Source organism: Pseudooceanicola algae, from assembly GCF_003590145.2.
GTDB lineage: Bacteria > Pseudomonadota > Alphaproteobacteria > Rhodobacterales > Rhodobacteraceae > Pseudooceanicola > Pseudooceanicola algae.
In genome coordinates this window covers 2,020,994-2,037,443 of sequence record NZ_CP060436.1, presented here as the reverse complement: position 1 = coordinate 2,037,443, position 16,450 = coordinate 2,020,994, and the positions used below count along the sequence as shown (strand labels likewise).

Sequence of the window (16,450 nt, the reverse complement as noted above, 5' to 3'; positions counted from 1 at the left end):
CACCGGGCGCCCTGTCGTCAGGGGCCCCGGCGGAAAAGCGTCAGCGCGTCGGCACCGGGGTCTCGCCCCGATAATCATAGAACCCACGCCCAGTCTTGCGTCCCAGCCAGCCGGCTTCGACATATTTCGTCAGCAGGGGGCAGGGGCGATACTTGGTATCCGCCAGCCCGTCATGCAGCACGTTCATGATCGCCAGGCAGGTATCAAGACCAATGAAATCTGCCAGCTCCAATGGACCCATCGGGTGGTTCGCCCCCAATTTCAGGGACAGGTCGATGGATTGGACCGAGCCGACGCCCTCATAAAGCGTATAGACCGCTTCGTTGATCATCGGCATCAGGATGCGGTTGACGATAAAAGCCGGGAAATCTTCGGCGCTCGCGGCCGATTTCCCCAGCTTTTCGACGACTTTTCGGCAGGCCTCAAAGGTCTCTGCATCCGTGGCAATACCCCGGATCAGCTCGACCAGCTGCATCACCGGCACGGGATTCATGAAATGGAACCCCATGAATTTCTCGGGCCGGTCCGTGCGGCTGGCCAGCCGCGTGATCGAGATCGAAGAGGTGTTCGAGGTCAGGATCGTATGCGGTGCGAGGTGCGGCAAGAGATCCTGAAAGATCGCTTCCTTGACGGTTTCGCGTTCCGTGGCCGCCTCGATCACCAGGTCGGTGGGCCCGAGGTCCGCCAGCACCTTCGTCACCGAGATTCTCCCCATGGCGGCGTCTTTTGCCTCCTGAGAGATCTTCTCGCGACTGACCTGACGGTCCAGGTTGCGCGAAATCGTTGCCACGGCGCGATCCAGCGCCTCCTGGCTGATGTCGTTCAAAAGCACTTCATAGCCTGCAAGCGCCATGACATGGGCAATGCCATTGCCCATCTGCCCCGCGCCGATCACACCGATCCTGTTGATTTCCATCGGGCTCTCCTGCTGCTGCCTTGCGCGCAATGTGGAGAAATGCGTCGCCCCCCGCAAGCCTTCACCGCATGCGCAGCCTCAGTCTTGACTGGCACCAACGGTCGGAGCGCGGCGTAAACCCTTAAAATGCAGCGTTTAGGCAAAGAGCAAGATTTCTCGGTCACCCTTTGGCCTCAGACAGCATGTCGGGGGGTGCATCATCGCGATCGAACAGCCGGGCCATGGCGGGCTTGCTTACTTTCCCTGTCGCTACGGGGCATCGCGACAGATGTTTCGCGGTCCGGCGCGGGCGCTCAAGGGCGATTACCTGGCCTGCCTTGGCGGAGACGAGACATATGGCCGCTACATCGCGCGGCCCTTCCCGGGGATGCTGGAAGAAGACTTCGGTCTGCCTGTGGTGAACCTCGGCATCGCCAATGCCGGCCCGGATGTCTTCCTGTCGGATCCGGCGTTGCTGGAAATCGTCAATTGCGCGCGGGCGGTGGTGCTGCGCATGCCCGGGGCGCTGAATATGTCAAACAGGTACTATTCGGTCCATCCTATGCGCAATGACCGCTTTCTGAATGCGACCGGCCTGTTGCAGGGCCTGTTCCCGAACTTCGACTTCACCGGCTTCCACCATGTCGGGCAGATGCTGACCACCTTGTGCGCCTGCGACGCCGACGCCTTTGCCAGCCTGCGCCGAGAATTGCAGGAGACATGGGTGCTCAAGATGGAAATGCTCCTCGACCGGATAGCCCCACCGGTCCTCGGCTTCTGGTTCGCCGCGCAGGCCCCTCGGAAACAATCGGCGGCGTTGCCAGAACCCCGGCCTGATCTCCTTCCCAGCCTGTCAGCCGCACTTGTCACCGAAGCCATGCTGACCCGGATTTCCACCCTGACCAAAGGCTTCGCCTATACGATCCCCAGTTCCGCGCTCCTTGAACGTGGCACCCAGGGCATGTTCTTCGCCCCGGACGAAGCCGCCACGGCGGCCCGCCACTTTCCCCCCGCAGCACACGAACTGGCGGCCGAAATGCTGATCGACCCCCTGACTGCGATCCTGTCCGACAAACGCACGCGCCGTGCCCGCTAGTTCCCCATGGTTTCCCTGTTGAAAATATCCCGGGGGAACGCCCGGCGACCGCCTCGAGCGGTCACCGGGCGTGGGGGCAGAGCCCCCGGCGCCAAACCCGACCGCATTGCCCTCGGTCCCTCAGAGGACAACGAAAAAAGGCCCGCCATACCGGCGGACCCTTTCAATCTTGGCTCAGGCCTTGGCGGGCCTCAAAGCTTCTCGATAAGCTCAGGCACGGCTTCGAACAGGTCAGCGACCAGGCCGAAATCGGCCACCTGGAAAATCGGCGCCTCTTCGTCCTTGTTGATCGCCACGATGACCTTGCTGTCCTTCATCCCTGCAAGGTGCTGGATCGCACCGGAGATGCCGACGGCCACGTAGAGCTCGGGCGCCACGACCTTGCCGGTCTGGCCCACCTGCCAGTCGTTCGGCGCAAAGCCCGAATCCACCGCCGCACGCGAGGCACCGACAGCGGCCCCCAGCTTGTCGGCCAGCTTCTCGATCAGCGCGAAATCTTCCTGGGATCCGACGCCACGGCCACCCGAAACGACAACACCGGCGCTGGTCAGCTCGGGGCGGTCGCTGGTCGCAACCTTGTCCTCGACCCATTCCGACAGTGCGGGATCTTCGGCGCTTTCCACGCTTTCAACCGGGGCGGAGCCACCGGTGCCGGCCGCGTCGAAGGTCGAGGTCCGGAAGGTGATCACCTTCTTGGGATCCAGCGACTTGACCGTCTGTATCGCGTTGCCGGCATAGATCGGGCGTTCGAAGGTATCGCCATCGACGACCCCGGTCACGTCGCTCAGGATCATCACGTCCAGCAGCGCGGCGACGCGCGGCAGGATGTTCTTGGCGTCGGTGGTCGCCGGTGCCACGATGTGATCGTAGTCCGCGCCCAGCTTGGCCAGCAGCGACGACACGGGTTCGGCCAGACGGTGACCGTACAGCGCATCCTCGGCCACCAGCACCTTGGCGACACCGGCAATGCCCGCAGCTTCGGCTGCGGCATCCGCCACCTTGGCACCGGCACAAAGCAGCGTCACTTCGCCCAGCTTCTGGGCTGCGGTGACGGTCTTGGCAGTGGCATCCATCGCCAGGACGCCATCGTTGATTTCAGCAAGCAGAAGAACGGCCATCAGACGATCCCCTTCTCTTTGAGTTTCGCCACCAGTTCATCGACCGACCCAACCATCTCGCCGGCCTGGCGGGTTTCGGGTTCAGAGGTCTTGACCACCTGAAGCCGCGGCGTGACGTCCACGCCATAGTCGGCGGGCGTCTTTTCATCCAGTGGCTTCTTCTTGGCCTTCATGATGTTGGGCAGGCTGGCATAGCGCGGTTCGTTCAGGCGCAGGTCGGCCGTCACGATGGCGGGCAGCTTGACCTTGATGGTCTGCAGGCCGCCGTCCACTTCGCGGGTCACGACGGCGCTGTCGCCATCGATGTCCAGCTTGTTGGCAAAGGTCGCCTGGGCCCAGCCGGTCAGCGCGGCCAGCATCTGGCCGGTGGCATTCATGTCGTTGTCGATCGCCTGTTTCCCGGCAATCACCAGGCCCGGCTCTTCGGCTTCGATGACGCCTTTCAGGATCTTGGCCACGGAGAGCGGCTCGATATCCTGATGCACATCGTCGGCGGCCACGATCAGGATCGCGCGATCCGCACCCATGGCCAGGGCCGTGCGCAGGGTTTCCTGCGCCTGTTTCACACCGATGGAAACCGCGATGACCTCATCGGCCTTGCCGGCTTCTTTCAGACGGATGGCCTCTTCGACGGCTATCTCGTCAAACGGGTTCATCGACATTTTCACATTGGCAAGATCGACGCCCGTTCCATCCGCCTTGACGCGGACTTTCACGTTGTAATCGATCACGCGCTTGACAGGTACAAGTACCTTCATTGGCGGTCACTCCCTCTGTTGTCCGGTGCCGCGGCGGATTTGGGCCGCGCGCATCCACTCCGGAGCTTGATATAATCCTGATCGCCGGCATGACAGCCCAAAACAGACTTTCTACAGCCGGGCAACGTCACGTTTTGATCCACAGATCCGCCGTCCTTGCACGAAGACCGGGGCAAACCGCGCGCAAGGCGGCTTTTTTCACCGCATCGCGCGGGAAATCCGACGTCGATCCGCCGGCATCTCCGGTGTCCGGGGCGGAATCTTTGCCAAGGTCGGTTTCGGCGTGGATTTGGTCGGCTGGACCCTGCGCCGTCTGCAATTGCTGCTAAACCTCTTTCCTGAACCCGGCACGACCGGGATGTCTCATAGTCTCGGGCCTGCAACAGGATCCGGCCTCCATCAGGAAAGGTGCGCCATGAATTCCGCCATCAAAACCCACGTCAAGGCCCTGGTTGTCGGCGGCGGTGCCGTCGGGACCTCGATCGCCTATCATCTTGCAAAGGCGGGTTGGCAGGATGTCATGCTGCTGGAACGGGACGAGCTGACCAGCGGATCGACCTGGCATGCGGCCGGACTGTTGCCGCTGTTCAACATGAGCTACGCGACCACCCATATCCACAAGTACTCGGTCGATTTCTACAAGACGCTCGAGGCGGAAACGGGGCTGAACGCGGGCTTTTCCGTGGTCGGGAACCTGCGCATGGCCCAGACCACGTCGCGGATGGACGAATACAGGCTATATGCCAGCACTGCCGAAACTGCTGGTGTGCCCTATGAATGGATGACCCCGGCGCAGATCAGGGAGCGCTGGCCGCTGGTCAATGTCGAGGGGCTGCAGGGCGCGATCTTCCACCCGACCGATGGCTATATCAACCCTGCCGATGTCACCATGGCCATGGCCAAGGGCGCGCGTCAGCGCGGTGTGGTGATCGAACGCAAATGGCAGGTCGACAGCTACACATGGACCGGGTCGGAATGGCAGGTCGGCGTCACGAAGATGGTCGAGAAGGGCGGCAACCTGGTGCCCTCCGAGGAAACCGCCGTCATCACTGCCGAGCACGTCGTCACTGCCACCGGCAACCATGCGCAGCGCACCGCAAAGCTGCTGGGGATCAAGACCCCGGCGATCCCGGTCGAACACCAGTTCATTGTCACTGAACCCGACCCCGCGCTGGTCGCCTACCGCCAGCAGGGCGGGGCAGAGCACCCGGTTCTGCGCGATGCCGATGCGAAATGGTACGTGCGCGAGGAACGCGGCGGCTGGATCCTTGGCCCCTATGAACGCAACGCCCCGGCGCGCTTTGCCTATGGTGTGCCCGACAGTTTCCGCGCCGACCTCTTCCCGCTCGATCTGGACCGGATCGAAGAGGAATACATGTCGATGATCCACCGTCTGCCCAGTTCCGAAACCGTGGGCCTGAAGGACGATTTCAACGGTCCGATCTGCTACACGCCGGATGGCAACCCGCTGGTCGGCCCCGCGCCGGGCCTGCGCAACATGTGGCTGGCCGAAGGGTTCTCGTTCGGGATCACGGCGGCGGGCGGCACGGGCTATTACCTGGCGCAGATGATGGTGGACGGCGAAGCCGAGATCGACATGGCCAGCCTTGACCCCAAGCGCTACGGCAACTGGATGACCACGGAGTACGCCGTGGCCAAGAACGAAGAAGCCTACGAGCATGTCTTCATCCTGCACCACCCGGACGAGGAACGCCCGGCGGCCCGCCCCCTGCGCACCTCGCCGGCCTATGATCGCCAGAAGGCGGCCGGGGCGCAGTTCGGCCACGTCAACGGCTGGGAACGCCCGAACTACTATGCGCCCGAAGGCTTCGACGACCACGCCGCGCGCAGTTTCCGCCGCGGCGGCTGGTGGCAATATGCGGTGGAGGAAGCCAAGGCGATCCGCGAAGGCGTCGGGCTGGTGGATGCCACGGCCTTCACCAAGCACACGGTCAAGGGCAACGGCGCGACCGAATTCCTGGACTGGTTCACCTGCAACAAGCTGCCCAAGGTGGGCCGCATCAACTTGACCTATGCGCTGACCAGCGCCGGCACCACGCGCACGGAATACACCATCGTGCGCAACGCCGAAGACAGCTATTACCTTGTTTCCGCCGGGGCCTGGACCGCCTATGACCAGGATTACCTGCTGAAGTCGGCGGAGGATTTCATGGCGAAGACCGGCAAGCTGGTCATCGTGCAGGATGTCACCACCCAATGGGGCGTCTTCGCCATCGCCGGGCCGAAATCCCGCGACCTGCTGAAGACCCTTATCCGGGATGCGGACCCGGAAACGGCCCTGTCGAACAAGCGCTTCCCCTGGCTGTCGGCCCGCCAGATCGAACTGGGCATGGTGCCCGTCAACGCCATCCGCGTGGCCTACACAGGCGAACTGGGCTGGGAACTGCACCACCCGATGGAAATGCAGAACCATCTATGGGATGCGCTGATGAAGGCCGGTGAGCCGCTGGGCCTGAAGCTGGTCGGCGCCCGCGCTCAGAACTGGCTGCGTCAGGAGAAATCCTACCGCGCCTTCGGCAACGAGCTTGGCCGCGACGCGACACCGGCCGAAGCTGACCTGCCGCGCTTCATCGACCTGTCCAAGGATTTCCACGGCAAGGCGGCGATGGAAGCGCTGGGCGTGCGGTCGAAATGCGTCACCCTGCTGATCGACGGCCCCGACGACGCCGATCCCTGGGGCCGCGAGGCGCTTTACGACGGTGCGACCAAGGTCGGGCGCCTGACTTCGGGCGGCTATTCGGTGGCCTTCGGGAAAAGTATCGGCATGGGCTATGTCGCGCCTGCGCTTGCGGTGCCGGGGACGAAGCTGAAGGTGAAGATGTTCAATGAGCTTTGGGATGCGGAGATCACCGAAGACAGCCCTTATGATCCGAAGAACACCACCATCCGCCTGGACGCCTGAGCGCCCCGAACCGGACCCTTCGGGGTCCGGTGACCGCGCAGCCCACGCGCGCGGCACCTTTGCCGGGAATGAAAAAGCCCCGCCGGATCTCTCCGACGGGGCTAAATCTTGTGAAAGACGCCGCGCTTATTGCGGGATGTCGCCTTCCAGGCCTTCAACGTAGAAGCTCATGCCGGCGAGGGTGCCGTCATCCGCCACTTCGCCTTCGGCCAGCCAGGGCGTGCCGTCCTGTTTGTTCAGCGGACCGGTGAAGGGATGGTATTCCCCGGCCGAGATCGCGTCCTTCATCTCCAGCGCGGCGGCTTTCACGTCCTCGGGCACCACGTCGGAGATCTCGCCGATGCCGACCATGCCGGTGTTGATGCCTTCCCAGACCGAATGGGTTTCCCAGGTGCCGTCCATGACCGCCTGCACGCGCGCGGTGTAGTAGGGCGCCCAGTTGTCGATGATGGAAGAGACCCGGGGCGAGGGGGCGTATTCCGCCATGTCGCCCGCCTGGCCGAAGCCGATAACGTCGCCAGCCGCCTGTGCCGCAGCCAGGGGGGCGGTGGAATCGGTGTGCTGCAGGATCACGTCTGCGCCCTGTTCGATCAGGGTCCGGGCGGCGTCCGCCTCTTTCGCCGGGTCCATCCAGGTGTAGAGCCAGATGATCTTGAACTCGACATCCGGGTTCACCTTCTTGGCGTGGATGTAGGACGAGTTGATGCCGCGCACGACTTCGGGAATCGGCACCGAGGCGATGTAGCCGATAGTGTTGCTCTTGGTCATGCTGCCCGCGATGGTGCCCTGGACGGCGCGCCCTTCATAGAAGCGGGCGGAATAGGCGGACATGTTCGGCGCGGTCTTGTAACCGGTGGCGTGCTCGAACTTCACGTCCGGGAACTTGGTCGCGACGTTCAGCGTCGGGTCCATGTAGCCGAAGGAGGTGGAAAAGATGATATCCGCCCCGTTCAGCGCCATCTGGGTCATGGCCCGTTCGGAATCCGGGCCCTCGGGCACGTTTTCCTGGTAGACCATCTCGACCTTGTCGGCGCCGATCTCCTCGATCATCTTCAGCGCGCTTTCGTGGTGGTGCTGGGACCAGCCGCCGTCGTTGATCGGGCCGACGTAGATGAAGCCGACCTTCGTCTTGTCGTCCTGCGCAAAGGCCGCGCCGCTGGCCAGTGCCGTCATCCCGAGCGCGGTTGCCGCCCCGGTCAGGAAGGTTCTTTTCTTGATAAGCATTACTTGCTCCCCTTGGTTTTGTCGCCGCGTCATTGCGAGGCGTGGAAAGTGCGCCCGAGCGAAGCCGGGGCTGCGCTGCGGTCTGCCGACATGATGACCAGCACGAGGATGGTGATCAGGTATGGTGACATGGAAAGGTATTCTGCGGGAATCGCAAGTCCTGCAGCCTGCAGGTTCAGCTGCAGCACGGTGACGCCGCCGAACAGGTAGGCGCCCAGCAGGACCCGCCAGGGTTTCCAGCTGGCGAAGACGACCAGTGCAAGGGCGATCCAGCCGGCGCCGCCGGTCATGCCCTCGGTCCATTGCGGCACGCGGATCAGGCTGATGTAAGCGCCGCCCAGACCGGCGCAGGCGCCGCCGAACAGGATCGCCAGCACCCGGATCCGCACTACCTTGTAGCCAAGCGCATGGGCCGCGGCGTGGTTCTCGCCCACGGCTTTCAGGATCAGCCCGCCGCGCGTGTACTTCAGGAATGCCCAGACGGCCGCAACCAGCGCCAGCCCGAAATAGACCATCAGGTCATGGCTGAACAGCACGGGTCCCAGAACCGGGATGTCCGACAGCAGCGGGATGTCAAGATCGGGCGTCGGCGGAGGTTTGACCCCGACATAGCTCTGCCCGATCAGCGACGACATGCCCAGCCCGAACAGGGTCAGCGCCAGCCCGCTGGCAACCTGGTTGGCGAGGGCAACCTGGGTCAGCAGCGCGAACAGCAGCGCCAGCAGCGCGCCGCCCCCGGCCGCCGCGGCAAAGCCGATCATCGGCGACCCGGTGGTGGCCGCAGCGGCAAAGCCGCAGATCGCCCCGGTGATCATCATGCCCTCGACGCCAAGGTTCAGCACACCGGCCTTCTCGACCACAAGTTCGCCCACGGCCGCGATCATCACGGCCGTGGCCGCAACCATCAGCGAGGCCGCCAGCAGCAGCGGATTGATTGCACCCAGGTCCATCAGGCGGCCTCTCTCTTGTCCAGGCGCACCCGGAAATTGGTCAGCAGATCGACGGCCAGCAGGAAGAACAGCAACATGCCCTGGAAAACCTGGATTGCCGCCGCCGGCAGCTGCATCGTGCTTTGTGCCGCTTCGCCGCCGATATAGGTCAGCGCCATCAGCAGCCCGGCCAGCACGATCCCGAAGGGATGCAGCCGGCCAAGAAAGGCGACGATGATTGCCGTGAACCCGTAGCCGACATTGAACCCGGTGGTGATCTGGCCCGCCGGCCCCGCAACCTCGAAGAACCCCGCGAGCCCGGCCAGCGCCCCGGCGGTCCCCAAGCAGAACAGTACCAGCCTCGCCGGCTTCACGCCGGAAAACTTCGCAGCCCGTGGCGCGTCCCCGGTCAGCCGGATCTGGTAGCCAAGGATGTGCCGGTTCATCAGCACATAGGCCATGATCGCGGCGATGAAGGCCGCAGCCACCCCCCAGTGCATGCCGGTCCCGGCGATGATTTCGGCGTTATGGGCCGACGGATACTGCTGAAGATTGCGCGACCCCGGAAACCCGAAGCCCTCGGGGTTCTTCATCGCCCCGATCGCCATCGACGCCAGAAAATTCTCGGCCACGTAGACCAGCATCAGGCTCACCAGGATCTCGTTGGTCCCGAACCGCACCTTCAGAAGGGCCGGGATCATCGCCCAGGCCCATCCGCCAAGCGCCCCGGCAATCACCATCAGCGGGAACAGCCACCACGCTTCCAGCGGGTAGAAGGCCAGCCCGACCCCGGCGCCGGCAATGGCGCCCATGATATACTGCCCCTCTGCGCCGATGTTCCAGATCCCGGCCTTGAACCCAAGGCTCAGCCCAAGCGCGATCAGGATCAAAGGCCCGCCCTTCACCAGCAACTGCGGGCGATAGTAAAAGGCAAACTCCCCGAACAACGGATCCCAGAAGATCGTGCGGATCGCCGCCACCGGATCCTTGCCGAGCAGCGCAAACAGCAGCCCCCCGGCGACCATGGTGATCAGCACCGCCAGCACCGGTGTCACATAGCTCAGCGTGCGCGACGGCTGCGGCCGCTTCTCCAGCCTCAGCATGCGCGGTTCCCTGTCATCTGGCCGGAAATACTCCCGCCGGAGGCGCAGTTTTCCACCCGCGATACGGCCCGATCAAATTCAGACATGGGCCACCTCCATTCCGTGGGCCCCGCCCATCATCAGCCCGATCTTCTCCATTGTCAGACCCGCCGCCGGCAGGATCTCGGACAGACGGCCCTCGTTGAGCGCGCCGAAGTTGTCCGAGACCTCCATCAGTTCGTCCAGATCCTGACTGATCACCACCACGGCGGCGCCACCAGCGGCGAGGTCCAGCAATGCCTGCCGGATCGTCGCCGCTGCGGCGGCATCCACACCCCAGGTCGGCTGGTTCACCACCAGGACGTCCGGGCGCTGCATGACTTCCCGGCCAATGACGAATTTCTGCAGGTTCCCCCCCGAAAGGGCCCGCGCGGCGGTTTCGGTGCCCGGTGTGCGCACATCGAACCGCTCGATGATCCGCGCCGCGAAATCCCGCGCCTTGGGCCAGTTGAGGAACCCGTTGGACATCAGCCCTTCGCGTTCGGCCCCGGTCAGCAGGGCATTTTCCGTCAGGCTCATGTCCGGGGCGGCCGCATGTCCCAGCCGTTCCTCGGGCGCGGTCAGCAATCCCAGACGGCGGCGCTGCCCCGGCCCCTTGTTGCCAATTTCCCGCCCGTCCAGCACGACCATGCCGGGTTTCGCGATGATCTCGCCCGACAGGGCGGCCAGCAGTTCGTCCTGCCCGTTGCCTGCAACCCCGGCAAGGCCCAGGACCTCACCGGCGCGCACCGTCAGGGTAACATCTTTCAATGCGGTGCCGAATTGGCCCGGAGAGGCGACCGACAGCCCATTCAGCGCCAGCCGTACCTCACCGGGCACCGTGGTTGCCGCGCGTTCGGGGCGGTGCAATTCGGAGCCCACCATCAGTTCGGCCATCTGCGCCGCCGTCACTTCGCGCGGTGTGCAGGTCGCCACCTTGCGGCCCAGCCGCAGGATCGTCGCCTCGTCACACAACGTGCGGATTTCCTCGAGCTTGTGCGAGATGTACAGGATCGAGGTCCCCTCGGCCTTCAGCTTGCGCAGGGTGGCAAACAGGATCTCGACTTCCTGCGGGGTCAGAACGCTGGTCGGCTCGTCCATGATCAGCAGCTTGGGATCCTGCAGAAGGCAGCGGATGATCTCGACCCGCTGGCGTTCTCCGGCTGACAGATCACCGACCAGCTTCCACGGATCCAGCGGCAGCCCGTATTGTTCCGAAACGGTGCGGATCCTTTCCGCCAGCTCCCGCGTCCCGGGCGGTTCGGCCATGCCAAGCGCGACATTCTCGGCCACGTTCAGCGCGTTGAACAGGCTGAAATGCTGAAACACCATGGCCACGCCCCGCGCCCGCGCTTCCTGCGGTTCGCCGGGGCTGTAGACCGTGCCGCCCAGGACCATCTCGCCCTGATCGGGTTTCACCAGCCCATAGATCATCTTGACCAGCGTGGACTTGCCAGCGCCATTTTCCCCCAGCAACGCGTGTACCTCGCCCGGCTGGATCTCGAAGGAGACATCGTCGTTGGCGACGACCCCCGGATAGGCCTTGGTCAGGCCCCTGATTGAAAGAAGACTTCGCGTCACGCTTCCCGTTCCCTGATGGCGTCTTGATGCGCCTGTCGTCCAAGTATCTCTGCCGCGACGCTTACGGCAATCTCTTGCGGATGTTTGCCGATGGACGGATCGCCGATCGGGCAGGAAATGCGCGCTATCCGGGCAGGGGCATGGCCGAGGTCCCGCAACCGGCGCTGAAACCGCACCCATTTGCTGGCCGAGCCGATCAGCCCGCAGGCCGAAAAGCCGCGTGTCAGCAGCGCATCGCACAGCGCAAGGTCAAGGCTATGGCTATAGGTCAGGATCAGATGCTCTGCCTGCGGTGGCGCATGCTGCGCCAGCACCACCGGATCGGCGGCGGGCAGGGCGGTGACACCAGCCGGGACAGACGCCGGAAACCGCTCCGCCCCCGTATCAACCCAGGTCAGGGCGAAGCCGGGCAGGGGCGCCAGTACGGAAACCACAGCCCGACCAACGTGGCCCGCGCCCCAGACCCAGATCTGGCGCGTCGGGCGCAGAACAGATTCGACCATCCAGCCCGCGATGATCCCGGGGTGCGGCAGATCACCCGCGCCGCGTGCGCCCGCCAACACCCGCTTGACCGCAAAGGGCATCGCGTCGCTGCCCCCGGGCAGGGGCCGCGCGATCACCGTCTCGGGCAGGGTCGCCAGCCGCGCGGCATCGTAGATTTCGTACAGCAGGCTCACCGCCCCGCCACAGCACTGGCCAAGGTCCGGGCCAAGCGCGCGCTTTTCCAGCAGATCGGTGACAAGGCCACGCGCCCGCCCCATGGCCTCGTGTTCCAGCGTGCCGCCACCAATGGTGCCGATCAGGAAATCGGGGCCGACGATCATCGCCGTCCCCGCCCCGCGTGGCACCGATCCACGAGCCGAGGCGACGACCACCCGCACCACGCGCGGCGCGCGGGTCAGCGCATCGGCCAGGGCATCGCGGTCAAACACCGCGCACCCGATTGATCGCAGCCAACACGCGCTCGGGCGTCGCCGGCGCATCCAGCACCGGATAGGCGGTCCCAAAGGCCGCGACCGCATCCGACAACGCCAGCCAGGCCGAGATCCCCAGCATGAAGGGCGGCTCCCCCACCGCTTTCGACCGATAGATCGTCGCGGCCGGGTTCGGTTCGTCCCACAGGGCGACGTTGAAGATCTTCGGTCGGTCCGACACGGCCGGGATCTTGTAGGTCGAAGGCGCATGGGTGCGCAGCCGGCCCTTGCCGTCCCAGACCAGCTCCTCGGTGGTCAGCCAGCCGGCGCCCTGCACATAGGCGCCCTCGACCTGACCGAGATCCAGCGCGGGGTTCAGGCTTTCGCCCGCTTCATGCAGCATATCAGCGCGCAGGATGCGGTATTCGCCGGTCAGCCGGTCAACGACCACCTCGGTCAGGGCCGCGCCATGGGCGAAATAGAAGAACGGCTTGCCCGCCCCCTTCATCCGGTCCCAGCTCAGATCCGGGGTGCGGTAATGCCCCGTGGCGCTCAGGCTGACCTGCGCCTGATAGGTCAGCTGCGCCGCCTCGGCAAAGCTCAGGGCATTGCCACCCGCCAGAACCTCACCACCCTGAAAAACGACCTCTTCAACACGCACCTGGTGCAACTCGGCCACCACGCCCGCGATCCGGTCGCGCAGGGTGTCGCAGGCGGCCTTCACGGCCATGCCGTTCAGATCCGACCCGCTCGAGGCCGCCGTGGCCGAAGTATTGGGCACCTTGGCGGTATCCGTGGCGGTGATCTTCACCATCTCCATCGAAATACCGAACCGGCTTGCGGCGACCTGAGCGACCTTCTGGAACAGACCCTGTCCCATCTCGGTCCCGCCATGGTTCAGATGGACCGAGCCATCCTGATAGACATGCACCAATGCCCCGGCCTGGTTGAGATGGCTCAGTGTGAAGGAAATCCCGAACTTCACCGGCGAAAACCCAAGACCGCGCTTCAGGACCGGGTTGGCTTCGTTCCATTCCGCAATCGCCCTCTTGCGCGCGGCGTATTCGCTGCTCTCCAGCAGGGCCTCCGTCAGCCGCCCAAGACAGAAATCCTCGATCGGCATCCCATAGGGCGTTGTCTGCGCCCCCGGCGGTGGCGCCACGGCCGCGCCCTCGGACAAGGCGCCGACCGCGCCGCGAGACGTCAGATCCGTTTCCCTGTCGACAATATCCCGGGGGGGCGCCGCAGGCGCGGGGGCAGCGCCCCCAATTGCGCTCTCCGGCGTGTAATCGGCATAGTAATTCACCTGCCGCACCGCCACCGGATCCATCCCGAGGGCATGGGCCAGATGATCCAGCACCCGCTCGATCCCCACGACCCCCTGCGGCCCGCCGAACCCGCGATAGGCAGTGGCCGAACACATGTTGGTCCGCAGGCGATGGCTTTCGATCCGCACGTTTTCCAGCAAATAGGCGTTATCCGCATGCAGCATCGCCCGGTCTGCCACCGCAAGGCTCAGATCCTGTGACCAGCCGCAGCGGGTGTACTGACGGAAATCCACACCCAGGATGCGCCCCGTCTCGTCGTAGCCGACCTCGTAATCGATGCGGAAATCGTGTCGCTTGCCGGTGATCTGCATGTCGTCGTCGCGATCATAGCGCATCTTGCAGGGACGTCCGGTCGCCCGCGCCATCACCGCGCAGGCCACCGCCAGGCCATTGCCCTGGCTTTCCTTGCCACCGAACCCGCCGCCCATACGGCGGCTTTCGACCCGCACGGCATTCATCGGCAGGCCAAGCGCCTCGGCCACCTTGTGCTGGATCTCGGTTGGATGCTGGGTCGAGGAATTGACGATCATGTCGCCCCCCTCCTGCGGCAGGGCCAGCGCGGCCTGGCCTTCCAGGTAGAAATGCTCCTGCCCGCCCATCTCGCAGCGCCCCTCAAGGCGCAGCGGCGCCGCGGCAATCGCGGCGCTCGCATCGCCCTTGGTCCAGGTCAGCGGCGGATGTTCGATATAGCTTTCGGCGGCCAGCGCCGCGTCCACGGTCAGGATCGGGGTCTCTTCCTCGATCTCCATCACCGCCTGCCGGGCCGCGAAGCGCGCCGCGTGGTGGCTGGTGGCGGCTACGACAAAGACCGGCTGACCGACGAAATTCAGGCTGCCGGTCGACAGCAGGGGCTCGTCATGCACCGGGGCCGAGGCAGTGTCGTTGGCAAAGGGCAGATCCTCGGCCAGCATCACCCGGACGACACCCGGCGCGGCGCGCACCGGGGCGAGGTCGATGGATTTCAGCACGCCCCGCGCCACGGGCGAGGTGCCGAAGGCCAGGTGCAGGCAATTCGCCGGCATCGGGATGTCGTCGACATAGCGCGCCTCGCCCGTCACATGCAGGGGGGCGGCGTCATGGGGCAGGGGTTTGCGAACCTGATCGTTCATGCCGAAACCTCCGCAAGGGTCGTCATCTGTCCCATGTCGGTCAGCAGGTAGCGTTCCAGCATGTTGGCCGCCGAGGTCAGCCGGTAGTCCGCCGAAGCCCGCATGTCGCTGAGCGGCTGGAAATCCTGCGCCCAGGCGGGGGCGGCGGTGGCAAGGATCGTCTCGTTCCAGAGCTGGCCGGTGATGGCGGCCTCGACCGCCGTCGCGCGCTTGGGCACGCCCGCCATGCCGCCAAAGGCGATTTTCGCGTCGGTGACCACGCCGTCCTCGACCGTAATGTTGAAGCAGCCGCAGACGGCCGAGATATCCTGATCGGCGCGTTTGGACAGCTTGTAGCAGGCCAGCCGGTCGGGCTGGCGCGGAATGCTGATCGCCTCGACGAATTCGCCGGGCGCCCGGTCCTGCTTGCCGTATTCAAGGAAGAACTCCTCGACCAGCAGGCTGCGCCTTTCCTCGCCCTTGCGCAGATGCACCTGCGCGCCAAGCGCGATGAAGGCCGGCGGGCTGTCCCCGATGGGCGAACCATTGGCGATATTTCCACCCACGGTCGCGGCATTGCGCACCTGAACGGAGGCAAAGCGTTTCAGCATGGTCGCGAAACCGGGGTGGATGGGCGTGATGACCGGCAGAAGCTCGGAAAAGGTGACCATGGCACCGATGCGGATCTCGGTCTCGGTGACCTCGATCCCTTTCAGATCGGCGCAGCGGTTCAGGAAGGCGACCTCGCCCAGGTCCCGCATGGCCTTGGTGACATGCAGGCCAAGGTCGGTGGCCCCGGCGACCAGCGTCGCCTGCGGGTGCATGGCGTACCAGGCTGCCAGATCGTCTGCGGTTTCGGGCTGGAACGCCGTGCCCTCGGGCTCGACCGGCATGCGGAAGGTGGCGGGCAGATGGGCGGGCACCGGCGCCGTCACGGCCTTGTCCGCGGCGCGGATGATCGGGGCATAGCCCGTGCAGCGGCACAGGTTGCCCGCCAGCGTCAGGTCGTGATCGGCTTCGCCGGTGATCTGCGCCGTGGCCATCGACATGACGAAACCGGGGGTACAGAACCCGCATTGCGAACCATGTTCGTCGACCATGGCCTGCTGGACGGGATGCAGGCCGCCCTCGGCCGGTGTCAGCCCTTCGACGGTGGTCACGGATTTGCCCTGAAGTTGCGGCAGGAACAGGATGCAGGCGTTCAGCGCCTTCGGCCCGTCCTCGCCGGTGACCATCACCGTGCAGGCGCCGCAATCGCCTTCGTTGCAGCCTTCCTTTGTCCCGGTCAGCCCCCGATCGATCCGTAGCCAGTCCAGAAGCGTTGTCGTGGGCGGAACGTCCCGAAGGTCCACCCGGTCTCCGTTCAGGTGAAAGGAGAGTGTCATGCAGATATCATCCACCGCGTTACCCCAGCCAGCAAGGCCCCCCCGATGCGGCGGAAGGGGGGCGGCGAAACAGTTCGACCCATCAAAGAC

The 16,450-nt window shown here is 64.8% G+C and carries 12 protein-coding genes; 2 read left to right on the top strand and 10 right to left on the bottom strand.

Features of this window, described 5'->3' with window-relative positions:
* Positions 1-40 precede the first annotated feature (40 nt).
* Positions 41-916 (bottom strand): 3-hydroxybutyryl-CoA dehydrogenase, encoded by an 876-nt coding sequence (locus PSAL_RS09420; protein ID WP_119838153.1) that lies wholly within the window; start codon positions 914-916, stop codon positions 41-43.
* A gap of 151 nt (positions 917-1,067) precedes the next feature.
* On the opposite strand from PSAL_RS09420, the gene PSAL_RS09415 reads away from it, so the two are divergent.
* Complete coding sequence (locus PSAL_RS09415) at positions 1,068-1,991, top strand: DUF6473 family protein (RefSeq protein ID WP_331274425.1); 924 nt, start codon at positions 1,068-1,070, stop codon at positions 1,989-1,991.
* 191 nt (positions 1,992-2,182) lie between these two features.
* On the opposite strand, the gene PSAL_RS09410 is transcribed toward PSAL_RS09415, so the two are convergent.
* Both PSAL_RS09410 and PSAL_RS09405 read right to left on the bottom strand, forming a co-directional pair.
* Positions 2,183-3,109, bottom strand: a complete 927-nt coding sequence (locus PSAL_RS09410; RefSeq protein WP_119838151.1) for an electron transfer flavoprotein subunit alpha/FixB family protein — start codon at positions 3,107-3,109, stop codon at positions 2,183-2,185.
* Positions 3,109-3,867: an electron transfer flavoprotein subunit beta/FixA family protein gene (locus PSAL_RS09405; RefSeq protein ID WP_119838150.1), complete on the bottom strand. Its 759-nt coding sequence runs from the start codon at positions 3,865-3,867 to the stop codon at positions 3,109-3,111. Before PSAL_RS09405 ends, PSAL_RS09410 begins: the two co-directional genes overlap by 1 nt.
* A 427-nt stretch (positions 3,868-4,294) precedes the next feature.
* On the opposite strand from PSAL_RS09405, the gene PSAL_RS09400 reads away from it, so the two are divergent.
* Positions 4,295-6,790 (top strand): GcvT family protein, encoded by a 2,496-nt coding sequence (locus tag PSAL_RS09400; RefSeq protein WP_119838192.1) that lies wholly within the window; start codon positions 4,295-4,297, stop codon positions 6,788-6,790.
* A gap of 126 nt (positions 6,791-6,916) precedes the next feature.
* Here the strand turns inward: PSAL_RS09400 and PSAL_RS09395 are convergent, their stop codons facing one another.
* The 7 genes from PSAL_RS09395 to xdhA form a co-directional block, all read right to left on the bottom strand.
* On the bottom strand, positions 6,917-8,014 hold the full coding sequence (locus PSAL_RS09395; RefSeq protein ID WP_119838148.1) for a BMP family ABC transporter substrate-binding protein: 1,098 nt from the start codon (positions 8,012-8,014) through the stop codon (positions 6,917-6,919).
* 29 nt (positions 8,015-8,043) lie between these two features.
* Positions 8,044-8,964 (bottom strand): ABC transporter permease, encoded by a 921-nt coding sequence (locus PSAL_RS09390; protein WP_119838147.1) that lies wholly within the window; start codon positions 8,962-8,964, stop codon positions 8,044-8,046.
* A complete protein-coding gene (locus tag PSAL_RS09385) occupies positions 8,964-10,046 on the bottom strand; it encodes an ABC transporter permease (protein ID WP_119838146.1) in 1,083 nt (360 codons plus the stop codon). Before PSAL_RS09385 ends, PSAL_RS09390 begins: the two co-directional genes overlap by 1 nt.
* Positions 10,047-10,124: 78 nt before the next feature.
* The gene (locus PSAL_RS09380) at positions 10,125-11,645 is read right to left on the bottom strand and encodes an ABC transporter ATP-binding protein (RefSeq protein WP_119838145.1); all 1,521 of its coding nucleotides are present in this window, start codon (positions 11,643-11,645) and stop codon (positions 10,125-10,127) included.
* A complete protein-coding gene (gene xdhC, locus PSAL_RS09375; RefSeq protein WP_119838144.1) occupies positions 11,642-12,628 on the bottom strand; it encodes a xanthine dehydrogenase accessory protein XdhC in 987 nt (328 codons plus the stop codon). Before xdhC ends, PSAL_RS09380 begins: the two co-directional genes overlap by 4 nt.
* Positions 12,570-14,996 carry a xanthine dehydrogenase molybdopterin binding subunit gene (gene xdhB / locus PSAL_RS09370; protein WP_119838143.1) on the bottom strand — a complete coding sequence of 809 codons (2,427 nt, stop codon included), beginning with the start codon at positions 14,994-14,996 and terminating at the stop codon, positions 12,570-12,572. Before xdhB ends, xdhC begins: the two co-directional genes overlap by 59 nt.
* Positions 14,993-16,360, bottom strand: coding sequence for a xanthine dehydrogenase small subunit (xdhA, locus tag PSAL_RS09365; protein ID WP_119838191.1), 1,368 nt, complete (start codon positions 16,358-16,360; stop codon positions 14,993-14,995). The genes xdhB and xdhA overlap by 4 nt, the downstream gene beginning before the upstream one ends.
* Positions 16,361-16,450 lie beyond the last annotated feature (90 nt).